Below are 15,785 nucleotides of genomic sequence, written 5' to 3'. Positions count from 1 at the left end.
AATTAAGTGTTCAGCAAATCAGGATTTTCGTAGATGTTGCCGATCACTTCGTACTGCTGCCGAACGCCTTTGTCATAACAGACAATCTGATATCCGTGCTCTTCCGTGTTGACAATAAAAGCAAATCGCATTGTATCAGCGAGGTAGACGACCTTGCCATTTCCTTTAAATCGGTATGCCCCTTGTTTCCAACCAAGATGAATCATTCCCTGGACTGGCACGATATCGCCTTCATAAAGCTCAACGTCATGCTTCACTTTAATTCCGGTGTACTGCATCAATTCATAGGATCCATGCTCGCCACTACCTTCGCCATTTTGCAGATTGTAATATTGAGCTTCTTGATTCGAATAGAATGTCATGGAGTCATGCCTGTTATCTCCGCATATATGCATCCTCTTCAAATCTTTGTCGTAAACTCGAAATTTAATCTTCCTCATGACCTGCTCCTCTCCGCGCTGCCAGCTTGGCTAGCAACTTCTGTTTTTCGGCTTCCAGGTGCTCATTGCTCGGCGGTACCGTCTCGCGCGCCGGTTCTTCCTCAGGCTTACCAAACCATTCAGGGAGGAGTTCCTCCCGCATTGGTTTGTTTCGGTAGCTCGGCCGCGGCTGATTGTTATTGCCCTGTTTAGCAGGAGCGTTGTTAAACTTATTCCGTTCGTAAGTTCGTACCTGATCAATTGTTTGGAGCTTGTTGCTCGCCCATTCTTTAAGCAGGTATTCTACGAACCTGAAAGTCTTTTTATTGCTATCTGCAGCAATCTTGATCGCCTCTTCGATAATTTCGTAAGATTCATCGAAGTCATCGAACCATTTGCCAAGGCTCTCCATTTGAATCGGACCTAAGCGACAAATATTCGCTTCAAAGGTTTGAAGAGCTTTTGCAAATCCATCTACCTGCGGAGCTGGTGCTGCTGTTGTAGATGTAGTAGATATAGATTCTTTAGTTCTTAAGTTCTTTAGTTCTTGTTCTTGTTGCGTGTTCGTTCTGGGTTCGTTCTGGGTTCGTTCTGTTAAAGGTTCGCTATCCGTTTCGTTAAGCGTTTCGCTATCACCGTCAAACCCTTGATACTCTTGGTATTTGCAGACTGTGAAGAGCGTTCCGTGTTCCGTTTCGCGAACCGACACCATTCCTTCTTCAACTAATTTCCTAACAGAACGTAAAACTGTGCTTTTTGCGACCTTTTTATAGCCTCGGCCTTCTTTATATTCCAAGTCTTCCGCAAGTTTCGAATAGGAACGGAGGTACTGACCTCGATTAATTTCTATGCCTCTCACTTTCACTCCATCCTTATGGGATGCCTTGAAGATCAGCAAAGAGAAAAGCCGAAAGGTTGTCACATCGTTCCAAATATCATGCTCTACGATTCTCCGGTGCATTTTTACCCAGCCTTGCATTCTCGTACCCCCTTCCCATCGAAATTTGTTTATGGAATGTAGATCATCTTGCCAGTGAGCTCTGCGACTTCTTTTCGGAATAATTCTTCGTTGCTGTTCGAGTCCGATAAATGGAGCAGCCAAATCTCCTCCAGTTGCTTCAGGTCGTTCGCTTTTAAGAATTCCTTCATGTTCTCCAGGGAGAAGTGAGAATGCATCAGACGCTTTCTGAGGACCTTTGGCGTGCGTCCCGATAGAATGTTTTCATCTAGTATCTTCTGCGAGTAGTTGCATTCCACCATCAGGTGAGTGAGCCCCTGGAACTTGTACTTGATGTAATAGGTGTCAGTGGCGAATAATAGCTTGTCTCCAGCTTCATTCACCAACAGGAAGCCAAAGGGTTCAGAGACGTCGTGCTGTACATCAAACGGCAAAACAGTCCATGTGCCGACAGTGAATTGCTTTTTGTTTTCGATTGCCTTCAGGCGATGATGCTGGATGCCTAGAGCTTCTTTGGTGCCTGGCGAGAGGTAACAGTCGATGCCGCTCTTTAAGACCTCCGGGAGACCGGCGCAGTGGTCCTTGTGCTCGTGAGTGATCAAGCAACCTTTGATGCTGCGAGTTTGAAAGTTCAATTTCCGTTGGATGTCTTTGAACCGGATGCCCGCTTCCAGAAGAAGGGGAGTGTGGCCATCAGTGATGTAATAGCAGTTCCCCTTCGATCCAGTCGCCAGTGTTTTGATCTCGATCATTAGAACGGTGCAGCATCGTCTTCAGCCGTAGCAGCGTCGACGAGCTCTGTTTCTTTCTCAGGTGGTGTTTCGCCTGTGGATTTATCTGCTTTCGGTTGTTCAATAGTCTTTGGTTGAATATCCAGCGATTCAGTGTTCGCATTTTGCTTAATTTCAAATTCTGGATTAATTTCTTTTCGTTCATTGTCATACTCATTTTCCGTGGTACGGTTAATTGCCCCAATGAACAAGTCACTGTCATCTGAAGTGTTGATGAATGCTTTTGCTGCTCGGTTGATTACAGTTCGCTTTGCCATTTCTTGTGGATATTTGTTTTGTACTGCTGCCATACTCGATTGAGACCAAGAAGTTTGTATTTCCGCAATCGTCATGACGGTCAGGAACTGTACTCCATCATCACGTTCGATGATGCAATAAGCACCTTCGATATCGTCTTTCTTGCCGGTAGCAGCCTTCCAATCAACTTCGTGTGATTTAAATGCCAATTGGCCACGCTCGTTATAGGCTACCTCGAACTTTTCACCTTTCCAGATAACGTTAGCCCAAATGTCTTTAACACCACGCATGCGCTTAATAACCGCTTGGGTACCGTGGTAAGACCGGATGAACTGCATCTTGTCACCGTAAACGATAAAGTACCCTTGATTCTTAGCGACGCTCAATGCTTGGATAGCCATATCTTGTAAGGAGAATGCGACACTCTCTTTGGTCGCGCTATCGATTAATGCAGTCTTCTTCTTGAAATCTACCTCTGTCAGCTTGAAATAAGCTGCTTGAACTGCGTTGACAATAGAGTAATTTTCCGGGATGTTGATTTGATTATTTTCAACCATGCTTTGAACCTTTTCGGCGACCCTTGTCACCATTGCATTCTGTTTGTTTGATTCAGCTGGCAGGTTGTTTGGATTTTGCTGAATTTGATTCGTCATATTAAATTGCCTCCTCTAATTTGTTGTTTTCGACGCGTAGTTTTTTGTCAGCTTCTGAAACGACCAGGCTGATCAACTGCGAGTCTGTGTCGATGAGCTTCGTTACGGCTTCGGCATTATCGATGAAAATCGGTGCCTTGATGCCATGGAACTCGGAAAGCGTGTTGATGATGTCCAGCCCGACATTGATGCGTGCCGCGTTGTTTAAGCCAGATCCGTAAGGTACGCCCTCAAACGTCGTCTCACAGACTTCCTGCAAACCGCCGTTGATTTGGTTTTCGAACAATTTGAAGCGAGCATACTTAAATTTCGAATTGATTTTGTCTTCCATGATTTTCACTTTCGCTCGAGTAAACTCATCGACCAGGAATAAGTGATGTTCTAGCTTTTCGAATTCAGCAGCGAGCGCTTCTTCTTGATCCATGTATTCTTGAATCCGCGCTTTGAGAGGTCCGACATTCGCGTAAACCGCAATTTCCTCGTTTACCGCATCACGCTTCACCTTCAACTGAGCAATCTCGGTCTGAATGTCTTCTGCTGCTTCGTCGGCCTTGTATTTCAGCTCGCCGATATCAGATCGGATATGAGCTGCCTCGTCTTGGAGCTCTGTGAACTTAGGAGACTTGGTAACATCCTGCACACTGCTTTCAGCGGTGGCGAAGTCGGCTTTGATTTTAGCAATTACCTTTTCTTTAGCATCAATCGCTGTCTCCAGTTCGTCCAGCTCGCTTTGGTGCCGGTTATTTTCTTCTTCAATTCGTTTCTTTTCAGCGGCTCCGCGGCCCCCGTCTTCCTGGAGCTTTTTCAACTCACCAGACTTTCGAAGGTTGAATTGAGCCAACGCTTTTTCTTCCGCCGCTTTTACTTGCTCTTCCGGAAGTTCTTGGCCACAGGTCGGGCAAGCACACTCGGCATTGTGATTAGGCTGCTGTTTGTTGATCTCCGACCATTTCGCTCTCAGTTCGATAAGGGAGTTTTCAATGCGTTCGATCCGCTCGACGTTGTAGCTAATGTCTCGAGTCTTTTCGTTTTTGCGGGATGTCATCAGCTGCAAGTTCGATTGTTCTTCCTGGAGCTTCGCTTTCAGGCGATACAACTCTTCTTTGGAATCGTTCTCGAACTCACGCTTAAAGTTGCTGATTTCCATTTCTACTTTCTGCAGTTCCCCTTCTTTCGTGAGGACTGCATTCCCGTTCTTAATGGAACTGATTTGTCCCTGAAGCTCTTCGATTTGCTGATCGAGCTCATTAGCCTTTGCTTTCAATGCCGGCAAGTCCGCTTCTCCTTCCGGAATAGACAATTCAAGCTCGTTCACACGAATCGGAATGCGGTCCAACTCTTCGTTGATCTTTTTCCGTTGAGAGCTGATGGTCTTTTTGAAGTCCTCTAAGTTCTTGCCTTTAAGGATTAACTTCAAGCCTTTCATATCGTCCTGCGACTGGAAGACTTCATCGTCCTCAATCTCACCTGAAATGCTTAAAACAATTTTGCGGCGATCCTGCCATTTCACTTGTTCATTAAAGTAAGAAGGCGATGTAAGGAGCTTGAAGATTTCTTCTTCCACGATGGTTTCAATCCGCTTATTGAATTCACTCTTTTTCAGCGGCGTTTCATCTATGAAGTAATTGGTTTCATGACCCGTAAACTCTGATGCACTGGATCCGCGCTTCTGTGTCCATTTTTCTCGGAAGACTTTGCGAAGGACCATCGGCTGGTTGTCCACACTTAATCCACACTCTACTTCGTGGTCCAGCATGTGTTTTTCTTTGCCTTGCTCTAACGTTTTGATGCCGAAGTCTTTTTTGTTTTGGCTGTCCTTATCGAACAGGAGCCAAAGGAAGGCGTCGAACAAGGTCGTCTTTCCAGTTGCGTTATCGCCATAAACTCGGACATCTTCACCGTTTACCGGTAAATCGAAATATTTTACGCCTTTGAAATTGGTGAGCTTCAGATAATTGACTCTGATTTCTTTCATGACCATTCCTCCTGATTTGTGCTACAATAAGCACATAATATTTAGCTTTGCACCGTCTACCCACGCCAATGGGACGGTAAGTCGTGAGCCGGTTGCTTCTGCAGCCGGCTTATTCTATTGCCCGGCAGATTTGAAGGTTCGCGACTTCCAGTAAGTAGTCGTCCATGTTGTCTTCCAAAATCACTCTGCCTGCTTGATCCGTGAACCACTTATCGCCAACTCGAATCTCTGACCCGAAGTGATCTTCAATCGGGAAATCAGCTACCGCTTTCTCCGCCCGTCTTTCGACGATCTCCTGGCATTTGATTTCGCCGCTGAGCCATTCGCGATCAACCGGACCGTGCCAGCAAACTTGCGTGATGATGTTTTCTAGGATGCGCTCATGAGCACTGCTTGGAAGCTTGCGCAACCGATTACTCAGTTCTTGGTTGTCTTGAAATTCGATTAGTTCTTCAATTTTTTTGGCCATTCTAATTCCTCCTTCATAATTTCACTGCAATGCCTTCTTTGTGGAAGGTCACCGTATAGTGATAGTCGATGCGCAACAGCGTGACGATTAAAACAGCATCGCGAGTTGAGCCGAGTTTTTCGTTCAAAATAAACGCGAACTTTGCGCCTCCATTTGTTGCGAGTTGAATACTTTTAACGATTTCCTGCATCTTCTGGGAGCTTTTGAATGTTGCAAGCTGTGCAGCTGCAAGCCCTTCTGCTGTCATTTCCTTACCGCCTTTCAGATTCAACTTTCTTCAATAGCGCTTTATGATCGGCAATTAGCGCCTTGAGGTTTTTCCGAGAAACAGTAACTACTGGATTGTAGTCTGCAGTTTCTTCGATTTCTTCTTTCAGAAGACGAACAAGCTCTTTTGACATCTGTGCTCACCTACTTTCTGATGGTTGAATCCCATCAATCAGACCAGGAACGGAAACGGGGGAACATTCCTGGGCTGATTGACGAGAGCCAAAGCTCTCGGTATAATCGAAATAACCTTTTGTAGTTTTCTTGGCGGCTGAGCTCTAACTCAGTCGTCATTTTTTTGTGCATTTATAGAACCGAACTGCGTTCCAACTAAGAAGCAAAGAAATCCCACAAGACCAGTAGCGATGAGCGTGTGTAATGCTTCGCCAGTTTGAATCATTGCACATATCCTTTTGCTCGCATTTGAGTATGATGCTTTTGCCATACACCGTTGTAACTGATATTCGCTTCCTCGCAGACGATTGCAGTCAAGTGCTCTAGTGCTGTAATGGCTTCTGCCGTTTCCTCTAAAAGCTTTTCTACCTGCGGTAATTGCCATGAGGATAAGATTGTAAATGGCTGAGCAAAACTGAATGCTTTAATCGCTTCGGAGACTTCTTTGATTTCTTCAAGCGTCTTCTCCTTTACTGCCGAACGATGTAAATCTACATTGGGACCATCCAACCAGATAGGCCCTGTTTTCGTATACTGGCTTCGAACAGCGAGAGCAAAGCGTGGATTGTCGTGCTTGGCCATTAGGTTTCGTGCGATGTCTTGGGGCAACCGGACATGGCCGTTCTCGTATTTAGATATAGACTCTCTGGAAACGTTGAGCTCCATGGCCAGCTGTTCTTGAGTCTGGCCATTTCTCATTTCTTTAAACGAATCGGTTAATCTTGATTTCTTCATAGTTTTTCTTCCTTTCTTTCGATAGATTCACATTACTTGTACAAGATGTCTTCTTGTTTACCAGCAGTTACGTGCAGCTTGTCTATACTTAAATTACAGACAAGCTGTGATGCCTCTTATGGAGGGCCGGCGTATTGGCTTCAACCCATTTGAACAGCTCGTCTGTATTGATTTTGACGCCGAACTCTCTGCAAACTGGAAAGTCTGTCCTGCCCATCAGCTCACTCATCTTAGTTTCGCTGACCCTCAGCAGAATCTTCGCCTCCTCGCGAGTTAGAAACCGCGGCAGCTCTTCCCTTGGAGCCAACTGTTTCACAGCTGCATGCACTTCTGAACGAATTTCTTCTCGAAAGACTTGCCGTAAATCCTCAACAGTTAATGTAACGATCATGTTTGTATCCACGGTTACCACTCCTCCCGGGCGCCTCTAGGCCCTTTTTTTATGAAACCTTTCTTGGAAGCCAACCATCGATATAACGAATAGCGATTTGTAGATCTTTACGCTTTATGTCCTTGTACGAGGCGACCGCGAAGCGATCTTTTATTTCGCGATATAGTTCACTGAATAGCTTTCGTTTGTCGATAGGGTCTGTTTCCAGCTCGTAGACTTTGATGGCCACCGCTTTTTGCAATCGTCTTTGTTCACCGTAATCCAACGTCACTTGGTTTTCGGCGATATCCCGAACTTCTGCGATCTCTTGCTTCACCAGCCCAATTTGATCGTGTGCTTCTAGCGTCAGTTTCAGCGAAGCTCTTAATTGCTCGCTCTCGGAAAGCAATTTAGGTTGTTGCATCGATTTTTCCATTTTTTCAAATCGCGTGACATATTCTGCAGTGAATAGAACCCCACGCTCGCCGGTCATTTTATTGGCGACCATATCGCATCCCTTTTTGGTAAGTAAGAAACAAGGGCGCTGCTCCTTTTTGGCATCTTCATAGTAGTGAGGAACAAAGAAATCTAACGAGCGCAATTTTGCGCCGGTTAAAATACTTGAATACTGTCTGATCGACCGCATCAATTCTTTGTGTTCTTTGCCGGTCATTGCTGCGACATCTCTGCTGTCAGTTACTAATTGTCCATCTTTGGAAACAACTTTCAGATTATTCATCATCCCGCCTCTTTTCATTGTTTAATATTTCCTCAGGAGCACGGCCTCGCTCTCAGAGCAAGACTTCTACGGTCCCCCTTTCTTATACTACAACTCGCTTTTCACTACGCGATTCGTGTACTTCTTTTTCAAAAAAAATAGTCCATTGAAACTCGAGAGACTGTGCGATTTTTTTTGCGACTATAACGCTAGGGGATCGCTCTCCTTGTTCAATCATTGCGTAAGTAGTACGTGCAATCCCTGCCTTCTCTGCTACCTCTTCTTGAGTAAATCCTAAGTTAATGCGCTGATCTTTTAGCCATTTCCTCACTACGAACACCCCCTTAATTACACGATTCGTGTACTTATTGTTTTTAATTTACTACACATTTTGAGACATGTCAATAAATAACTACGCATTTTGTGTAATAAGTATATTTACACGCTTTGTGTATATATAATTACATTAATGGAGGTGACTACTTTGCTTAGTCAGCGAATGAAGAATCTGCGCAGCAAAAGTAAAATGACCCAGTCAGAATTAGCAAAAATACTTGGAGTTGCAAGAACGACATATGCTATGTATGAACAAGGCCAGAGAGAACCTGATTATGTAACACTGCAAAAGATCGCAGACTATTTCGATGTAAGTGTAGACTACCTTTTAGGTCGAGAAGAAAAGAAAAGTCCCTCCTGGAACCATAACCCAGAGTTCGAAGAATTTTTAAATGATCCGAAAATATCTAAATTATATAGTGAGTACAAAGAGAGTTCAGAAGAGCGCCGAGAAGCATTATTTGCTGCCTGGGAATACCTGAAGTCACTGGATAAAAAGTGATTTTACAAAAATCTCAGATAGTAAAATACTAAACTTTTTTCGTGTAAACTTTTAATCAAAAATATCTTTATAAAGGGGATGTTTGTATGGGTTTCTTTAAGAAGAAAGAAGTTAGTGCCGAAGAGCAAGAAAAGCGTGATGCGGAGAAAGCCGAGAAAGAACGGCTCAGACTAATAAAAAAAGAAGAACGTGACAAACAAAATGCGATTGATAGCGCTGCGAGAGCCGAGAAAAAAGAAGCTAAAAAAGCTGCTGAAAAAGCGCACTTAGAGCGTTTCTTCGGAACAAACCCTAGCTTTGACGACACTATGAATATTGGCATCTATAATTGGGCTATAGAACGGGTACGTGATAACTTACTTGAAGAAAACGAGACAGTTCTAGCTACAGTTCCAGCAGAATACGATAAGTCGGACAAAAAAGAAGTGAAAGGTGTTCTCGTCGCAACTGACCAAAAGTTAGTTTTTTCGTCTAATGTAATGACTAAAGAATATTTGGAAGTTATGGATTACTCGAGTATGTCAGGTATTTCTTTAGAGAATGATGGTTTCCTTAAAAAGGAACTACATATCGTATCCGGTAAAGAAAAGCGTGTGTTTGATGACATTAAAGATGATAAACAGCTCCAAAAACTTTTGACCGGTGTAAGAAAGCATATTTCTCTTGCAAGGTCGGGAAGTAGTTCACAAGTGGTAGCTGCTGCACCTCAGCCCGATAAATTTGATCAACTTGAAAAGATCGCAAAACTTAAAGAAATCGGTGCTCTAACTGAAGAAGAGTTCCAATCTGAAAAGGCCAAAATCTTGGCAGAATAAAATATATACTTCCCCTGCTCTCCAAATGCAGGGTTTTTTTCGAATAAATTAATATATTATTTATATTAATTTATTAATCGATAGGGGAACACTTGTTTTATTAGAAAAATACTATAATCTTAAAGGTGATGAATTCAGTTGGCAAACAGGAAATTTTTTATTGCAAAAGTTAATATTCACGGAAATATTTTTAGTCAAAATTTGGACGAGCTTATTAAAGTACATATTCCCCGCGTTATTTTGAACCCTGAAGAAATAAAAATAAATACTTGGAATTGGTCTTTTACAGATGTAGCTAATTATGTAATTAATGACAAGAATTTAATCATAGGAAATGTAACTAAATCTAAGTTTAAAAAACAAAAATTTAAAGATGGTGGAAAAACTTTCTTATCCGTATCTGAAAATGAGCTTGCTGAAACAGCCTTCTTCGTTTATGACCCTGAAAATGAACTTCTAGTACATCAATCAAACACTTCTATATCTGCACCAGAATTCCGAAATTTTTTCACCAGGCTATTAAGTAGAGACACATACGTGGGAGAAGTAATTATTAATCCGATTCCTATTCCTTATAAAATCAAAGACGAGCTTAAAAGTTATGACAAAATTACAAGAATCGCTTTTCACTTAATTCACCCTAACCCAGGAAAAAAAGAGTTCAATTTATATAACCAGATTATCGATGGCGTTCAATTGAAAGAGCTAGACATAGATATGAAAAATAAAGATGGAATTGACATTTATGAAGACGAAAGTACTGAACAGTCAAATTTGAATGAAGTTATCGAGGATGGAATAAATTTAGTTGAAAAAGGTTATGGAGATATTGATATTAACGGTTACAATGAAACTACAATTCAAGGAAAAAGAAAGCCAAAGAAAGTCAAAAACATCAGAAAATTCAAATCGTCCAGTTCAGTTAGATCTATAGTTGTTGTTGATTTAGATTTAGATAAAACCGTAGATAAGATTTTCAATTTTATGAAAGATGTTTTGTCGAAAAAAGTATAATCGAGGTGAAAAATGGATTCAAACAAGAAAGTTTCATATAAACTTGGTTATGAAGAAACAACCTTTATCGGTCTTTTAAAAATAAGTGGTTTCAAATCTATTTTCAATTTTTCAATGTTATATTCTCTTTTATTGACTGCGGCTCTAGGTACTTTAATATTTCAAAAAAATTATTTATTTGTTTATAAATTGGCTGAAAATTTATCACCCATATTGCTTGGCGCCGCAGCTACTATTTTCGGTATAGTACTAGCGGCTTTGGCAGTAAGTATAAGTCTTTTTCATCCTTCCGTACTTTATTCTTTGTTAGAAGTAAAGTTACTTCATAAGTATTTGTTTCCATTTTGGAAAGCTGTTTCAATGTGGGGAATAAACATTTTATTGAATTTACTTCTCATCATTATAGTTATTGCAGAATTGAAATTGAAATACTCAATTGAGGTACTTTTTACATTAAACTTTTTTCTTTTTACATATTCAACACTTTATACAGTTAGATTGACTGGAGAAATAATAAGATTAACATTGCAAAGAGCCCAATTGAAATTACAGTAATTACTAGCATTTATAAATTTCACTAAATCCTTGCTTTTCAAAAGCAAGGATTTCTTATATACTAAAATAGAACAAATGTTCTATAAAGGAAGTGCCTCCATGAATCTATATAATCACTTGGAAGAATACATAAATAAACTATTGAATCGTATTGACGTACATTCGCCTCATCAACTAAATATTACTGTTATCTCTGCACGTCTTGGCCTGTCTGTTCATTACCTCCCAATCGATTCAATGTACCTAGCTGGCCATATTTTCTTAGACAGCAGAAAAACAGATGTTCAGCAGTGGCAAGACTTTGCGCATGAGCTGCCGCATTCCTGCTGGCACGAAGGAGACCAGGCGCTCATATCCGTGATGATGCGTGAATATCAAGAATGGAAAGCAGATAACTTCGCACGTAACCTTTGCATTCCTACTTTTATGATTGAAAACATGAAATTACCTTCGTACGAAAAAGAAGCTATCTGGATGTTACAAGAAACGTTTGGAGTAGAAAAAGAATTTGCAGCTATCCGCCTCCAGCAGTACTTGCAAAACTTAATGTACCGCTAAGGTATACGATGACAAAAAAGAATACCATAACAAGTTTCAGGGACAGCCTTTATGACCATTCCCTTCTCTGGCATGATGGTATGTTGATATGAAGGGGGAGTTCTATGTATTTCCGTGAGTTAGTGAAGGGTAAAAAGTGGGTGTGTGTCGCTGAAGGACCGCGTGATCCGCGTTCGGGAAAACGGAAACAAATTTCTCGACGAGGAAAAACAAAGGGCGAAGCCAAAACCAAAGTCGAGCAAGCGATCCGAGAAGCACAGCAACTGTTGGATTATGATGCGAAAATACTTTTCAGTCAGTTTGCTGTTGATTGGTACCAGCATTATCGTAACCGAGGGAATAAAGAAAATACCAATATGACTCGTGAATTTGGTATGCGATGGCTAAATGAGTACTTCGGTAATATACCGCTGCAGAGCATTACACCAAAGTTGTATCAAGCTATGCTTGATGACTTATTTAAGGAGGGTAAATCGAGAAGTTCACTGACAATCATTCATACCACAGGTCGCTCTATTTTTGAGCATGCTGCGAGCCATCATCTTATCAATAAAAGCCCGGCAGCCGCCGCGCGTATTCCGCGAAAGAAAGTGACCGTTGAAGATCTCGAAAATACCAAAGTCGAAGAACTATTTCTGGAACGCTATGAACTGGCTGAGTTTCTAGAAAAGACGGACGATTATAGTAATTATGTCTATGCAGTCCTAATATACGTTCTAGCTTTTTCTGGTATGCGGCCAGGTGAAGCTGTAGCGCTTCAAGAAACGGACGTGTATCGCCAGTACAACCAAATATGGGTTTCAAAAACATTGTTTCGGCGCGAACGACAAAAAGCTATTTACGAACTGACCCCTCCTAAAACGGATACTAGCATCCGAAAAGTGGATATGGATCCGACCATCATTTCGATGATCGATAGTTTGCTGGAATACAAGAAACGGCACGGCTTTAAAAAGAGCCCCTTCCTTTTCACCACGCCTGATGGATTTCCTCTTAGTGTGGATCAGACCCGGCAAGTAATCACTCGTATCGGTAAGAAGACAACTATCCAGAAGCATTTGTTCACTTACATCCTGCGCCATACGCATATTAGTATATTGGCCGGAGCTGGTGAAGGGTTGCCTGAAATCATGAAGCGTGTAGGTCATAAGAATTCAGAAACCACCACGCAAATATATATGCACGTTACAAAGGAAATGCGAGAACGAACGGTTTCGCGTTTGGCTGCGGAGTTTAATCAATTAATGGATATTAAAGAGGAACTGAAGAGAAAATAGAGGAAAAAAGAAAAAATGTTAGCAGAATGTGATTTTTCTCATTCTCGCTAACATTTTTTATTGGTTAAACGTTGATATGACAGGGTTTCAAAGAGGATAGAACTCATATATTCATCGTATGCGTTCATGCTATCGCCTACTTTCATATATTAGTATTTTCGCTTATTTTAAAGGAATTACTCACTGTTTACTATAACGCAGTTTCATTGATTTTCATATCTTACCGTTTAAAATGTGATTGTTTTTTAGAACTTATTTTCTTCTATTCAAAGTCCAGGGCTGTTCAAATCAGCTCACCAATTTCGATGTCGAGCAAATTATCTTCGTCTTCTGCAATGAACGGCATCCGAATCCGCTCCCAATCGTGTGGAGAACGTTCAAACATGAAGCCAGTAATGCCGTCTTCCTGCTAGCGAGGCATAAAGATGAACGATGCACCCACTTGTAATCGAGTGAGCGGTGTGAATTCCCATTCATCCCAAATCATATCGTGAATAGCTTGCGAGTTTTCTGCCTGGGCATTCTTGAATGGATCATCAATAATCAGTCAGCACCTCGTCCAGTAATAGAGCCACAATTATTACCCTCAGAGATCATTCTGCCATCATTACCGGCCACATCTCAGCTGTCCTGAAAGGAGTAATCTGTCACAACTTCATGTCAAAAAGCTCTGGACCATAATCTTCTAGCTTCATTCAGTCAATTGGCTAAACCTTCTCACCAGTCCATCTGAATAAGAAGCCACAATGACTCGCTAATCTGGATTCTTTCCTAAATGTATTACCTTATAAAACTCTCTAAAACAATCAAATTTCCGCCAGACTGTGGCGGAATTTCGATGAGCTTGTACCTCTGCTTATTACGATTAATTCGATTAGAGCCTGTTAGGAAGGTACTGAATATGTCTTAAATATATTAAATTATCTCAATGAACATGGACCACATAATCACGATAAGAGCGGTAAGCCAGTCCGCTCTGTGCTTCGCATGCCAGCTACTTTCTCTGCTTACCGGTCAGTTTGAGCAAGTTTCCTCAACTCCTCGACTGGCACGCTCGAGAGGTCCAACTTGTTTTCTAAATCCTGACTATGGTTGATTTTCTGTTTATCCCTCCACTAAATAGGCATGCCGTTCTTCAGCCAGAAGATTTGAGCCAGTTTTACCGGTAATTTATGTTTCGTCACACGTTTGTCGACCTCCTCTATTGTTTTAGGAATAGAGGCGATAAAGCGGAGGTGTTCTTCGCGACCCGTTCCCACGGTTACATAAGTCACTTCTTCGTATTCGTAACCAGTTACGTTCTTCATCATTGCATTTTCTACAATTCAATCAACCCCCTCTTTGCCTCTTTTTAAGGTTTCCGAAATGTCTAGGTACCGCTTCATCCACTCGTTCAGTGCGGACCGGCCAATTCCGATATTGTGAGCTATCTGTTCATCCTTTAAGCCATCTCTAAGCCATCCACTTATTAGCGCCACCCCTATTCAGTTACCCATTCAAGTTACTTTCCTTTAACCATCTTTCTATCCCCAACTCTTGCGCTATTCGCTTTTGTAGACATAACAAAAAGCACCCCGAAGGATGCTCGAATTAATCATATTGTCCCTAATCCAACTAATATAAATAAGATTATGCTTGCTGGTATAGTGATTATTACTAATCCGGAAATCAACTGCTTTAATACACCCGGTCACATGACAGTAATAAAAACCGCCATTACCATCATAAATATAAACCAAATTATCACTGGTATTGCAAATGGTTTTATAACTTCCCATAAATATGGTAAATCGAACAATTACCTCTCTACCATTCTTCACTCCTCCTCAAAATTTTTATCGGCAGAAACATTCAATTTATTAATAGACATAGAAAACAGCACCTCCGAAGAGCTGCTGTTTTTTAGTGTTTCCCCATATATTTTTTACACTCTTCAATCATTTCGGACAATGAATAATCACCATCAGACGATATTTCCATCCAAGGTATAACTACTCCTCTTTTAGCTTCAATAGCTCTGCCTTTAAATGTATCTTCTGTTTCACCCTTATAGACAGCGATAGAGATATCCCAATTCCAAATATCGGTCCAGGTACCTCCGTTAAACGGTTTTGTTTTTTCAATCTCCACCAACTTGGTAGTTGTGTCATGAAAAATTTTATGTTCCACTTTTTCACCTCCTCTGAAACAAATTTCTATAGTGAAGAGGTCAAATCCTTTATATCCAATAAAAACTACTCGAAAATAATGGGGCTATTAGGAGGGCCTATTCTCTCGAATGCATTCCCTCTCTTTTCTCCCCTTCATTAAGGAGCCAAGTATTTTTTTCATTACAAGAACTGAACGAAGCCGTTCGGCTTAAATTGGATGAATTCAATCAAAAAGAATTTCAAAAGAAAAAGGGAAGCCGGCTCTCTGCCTTCTTGGAAGAGGAGAAGTTTGCGCTTCTGCCCCTGCCTGCTTCCCGATACGAAATGGCTCACTGGAAGAAAGCCACCGTACAACCAGATTATCATATCGTAGAAGATAAAATGTATTATTCCGTGCCTTATGAATACATTAAGCATGTGGTGGAAATCCGTATCACCCGAACGATGATGGAAGTATTCTTCAACAACTTCCGGATTGCCTCCCACAAGCGATTGTTTGGAAAGGATGGGCAAACGTCTACGATGTTCGAACATCTGCCCGCTAAGCATCAGCAATTTCTTCTGTTTACGCCAAAGCATTTTATTGAATGGGGAGAGTCCGTCGGACCCTCTACGGAAAAAGCAGTCCGCACGATTTTAGCCAATGGCACCAATGAAAAGCAGGCATTAAAACTGTGCCAAGGGCTGTCTAAACTCGTTGCGCAGTATAGCGAACGTGAACTCGAAGTGGCTTGCGAAAAGTCACTAACCTTCTCTCCAAGGGTGAGCTTGAATACGATCAAAACGATTCTAAAAACAGAGCGTGAAGTCAA

At 41.6% G+C, this 15,785-nt stretch carries 21 protein-coding genes; 7 read left to right on the top strand and 14 right to left on the bottom strand.

The window, feature by feature from the left end:
- Positions 1-2: 2 nt before the first annotated feature.
- The 12 genes from ON064_RS00495 to ON064_RS00440 all read right to left on the bottom strand — a co-directional run bounded on the left by ON064_RS00495 (position 3) and on the right by ON064_RS00440 (position 8,097).
- Positions 3-440 (bottom strand): YopX family protein, encoded by a 438-nt coding sequence (locus ON064_RS00495; RefSeq protein ID WP_274623158.1) that lies wholly within the window; start codon positions 438-440, stop codon positions 3-5.
- Positions 427-1,398: a DnaD domain-containing protein gene (locus ON064_RS00490; RefSeq protein WP_274623157.1), complete on the bottom strand. Its 972-nt coding sequence runs from the start codon at positions 1,396-1,398 to the stop codon at positions 427-429. The genes ON064_RS00495 and ON064_RS00490 overlap by 14 nt, the downstream gene beginning before the upstream one ends.
- Positions 1,399-1,427: 29 nt before the next feature.
- Entirely contained in the window at positions 1,428-2,129 is a 702-nt protein-coding gene (locus tag ON064_RS00485; RefSeq protein ID WP_274623156.1) for an MBL fold metallo-hydrolase, read from the bottom strand.
- Entirely contained in the window at positions 2,129-3,058 is a 930-nt protein-coding gene (locus tag ON064_RS00480; protein WP_274623155.1) for a RecT family recombinase, read from the bottom strand. The genes ON064_RS00485 and ON064_RS00480 overlap by 1 nt, the downstream gene beginning before the upstream one ends.
- Position 3,059: 1 nt before the next feature.
- On the bottom strand, positions 3,060-5,033 hold the full coding sequence (locus ON064_RS00475) for an AAA family ATPase (RefSeq protein WP_274623154.1): 1,974 nt from the start codon (positions 5,031-5,033) through the stop codon (positions 3,060-3,062).
- A gap of 109 nt (positions 5,034-5,142) precedes the next feature.
- Positions 5,143-5,502 (bottom strand): hypothetical protein, encoded by a 360-nt coding sequence (locus ON064_RS00470; protein WP_274623153.1) that lies wholly within the window; start codon positions 5,500-5,502, stop codon positions 5,143-5,145.
- A gap of 13 nt (positions 5,503-5,515) precedes the next feature.
- Positions 5,516-5,749 (bottom strand): hypothetical protein, encoded by a 234-nt coding sequence (locus ON064_RS00465; RefSeq protein WP_274623152.1) that lies wholly within the window; start codon positions 5,747-5,749, stop codon positions 5,516-5,518.
- Positions 5,750-5,753: 4 nt separating this feature from the next.
- Positions 5,754-5,903, bottom strand: a complete 150-nt coding sequence (locus ON064_RS00460) for a hypothetical protein (RefSeq protein WP_274623151.1) — start codon at positions 5,901-5,903, stop codon at positions 5,754-5,756.
- A gap of 262 nt (positions 5,904-6,165) precedes the next feature.
- Positions 6,166-6,678 carry a helix-turn-helix domain-containing protein gene (locus ON064_RS00455; protein ID WP_274623150.1) on the bottom strand — a complete coding sequence of 171 codons (513 nt, stop codon included), beginning with the start codon at positions 6,676-6,678 and terminating at the stop codon, positions 6,166-6,168.
- 88 nt (positions 6,679-6,766) lie between these two features.
- Positions 6,767-7,069, bottom strand: coding sequence for a DNA-binding protein (locus ON064_RS00450; protein WP_407951582.1), 303 nt, complete (start codon positions 7,067-7,069; stop codon positions 6,767-6,769).
- 49 nt (positions 7,070-7,118) lie between these two features.
- Positions 7,119-7,787 carry a Rha family transcriptional regulator gene (locus ON064_RS00445; protein ID WP_274623148.1) on the bottom strand — a complete coding sequence of 223 codons (669 nt, stop codon included), beginning with the start codon at positions 7,785-7,787 and terminating at the stop codon, positions 7,119-7,121.
- An 82-nt stretch (positions 7,788-7,869) separates the two neighbouring features.
- On the bottom strand, positions 7,870-8,097 hold the full coding sequence (locus ON064_RS00440; RefSeq protein WP_274623147.1) for a helix-turn-helix transcriptional regulator: 228 nt from the start codon (positions 8,095-8,097) through the stop codon (positions 7,870-7,872).
- A gap of 153 nt (positions 8,098-8,250) precedes the next feature.
- Here ON064_RS00440 and ON064_RS00435 point away from each other — a divergent pair, with 153 nt between their 5' ends.
- The 6 genes from ON064_RS00435 to ON064_RS00410 all read left to right on the top strand — a co-directional run bounded on the left by ON064_RS00435 (position 8,251) and on the right by ON064_RS00410 (position 12,823).
- Positions 8,251-8,604 carry a helix-turn-helix domain-containing protein gene (locus tag ON064_RS00435; protein WP_274623146.1) on the top strand — a complete coding sequence of 118 codons (354 nt, stop codon included), beginning with the start codon at positions 8,251-8,253 and terminating at the stop codon, positions 8,602-8,604.
- Positions 8,605-8,690: 86 nt separating this feature from the next.
- A complete protein-coding gene (locus ON064_RS00430; protein ID WP_274623145.1) occupies positions 8,691-9,419 on the top strand; it encodes a PH domain-containing protein in 729 nt (242 codons plus the stop codon).
- 138 nt (positions 9,420-9,557) lie between these two features.
- Entirely contained in the window at positions 9,558-10,433 is an 876-nt protein-coding gene (locus tag ON064_RS00425; RefSeq protein WP_274623144.1) for a DUF4747 family protein, read from the top strand.
- 12 nt (positions 10,434-10,445) lie between these two features.
- Complete coding sequence (locus tag ON064_RS00420; protein WP_274623143.1) at positions 10,446-10,988, top strand: hypothetical protein; 543 nt, start codon at positions 10,446-10,448, stop codon at positions 10,986-10,988.
- 99 nt (positions 10,989-11,087) lie between these two features.
- Positions 11,088-11,546: an ImmA/IrrE family metallo-endopeptidase gene (locus ON064_RS00415; protein WP_274623142.1), complete on the top strand. Its 459-nt coding sequence runs from the start codon at positions 11,088-11,090 to the stop codon at positions 11,544-11,546.
- A gap of 104 nt (positions 11,547-11,650) precedes the next feature.
- Positions 11,651-12,823, top strand: a complete 1,173-nt coding sequence (locus ON064_RS00410) for a tyrosine-type recombinase/integrase (RefSeq protein WP_274623141.1) — start codon at positions 11,651-11,653, stop codon at positions 12,821-12,823.
- Positions 12,824-13,938: 1,115 nt separating this feature from the next.
- Here the strand turns inward: ON064_RS00410 and ON064_RS00405 are convergent.
- Both ON064_RS00405 and ON064_RS00400 read right to left on the bottom strand, forming a co-directional pair.
- Positions 13,939-14,133, bottom strand: coding sequence for a hypothetical protein (locus tag ON064_RS00405; RefSeq protein WP_274623140.1), 195 nt, complete (start codon positions 14,131-14,133; stop codon positions 13,939-13,941).
- Between the two features lie 592 nt (positions 14,134-14,725).
- A complete protein-coding gene (locus ON064_RS00400; protein WP_274623139.1) occupies positions 14,726-14,992 on the bottom strand; it encodes a hypothetical protein in 267 nt (88 codons plus the stop codon).
- 194 nt (positions 14,993-15,186) lie between these two features.
- On the opposite strand from ON064_RS00400, the gene ON064_RS00395 reads away from it, so the two are divergent.
- On the top strand, positions 15,187-15,785 hold a 599-nt coding region (locus ON064_RS00395; RefSeq protein WP_407951580.1), incomplete at its 3' end, for a Mu transposase domain-containing protein.

The sequence above is a fragment of the Planococcus sp. A6 genome, assembly GCF_028823615.1.
Taxonomy (GTDB): domain Bacteria; phylum Bacillota; class Bacilli; order Bacillales_A; family Planococcaceae; genus Planococcus.
Note: the sequence above shows the minus strand (reverse complement) of the source record. Positions and strands in the feature narration are given on the sequence as shown.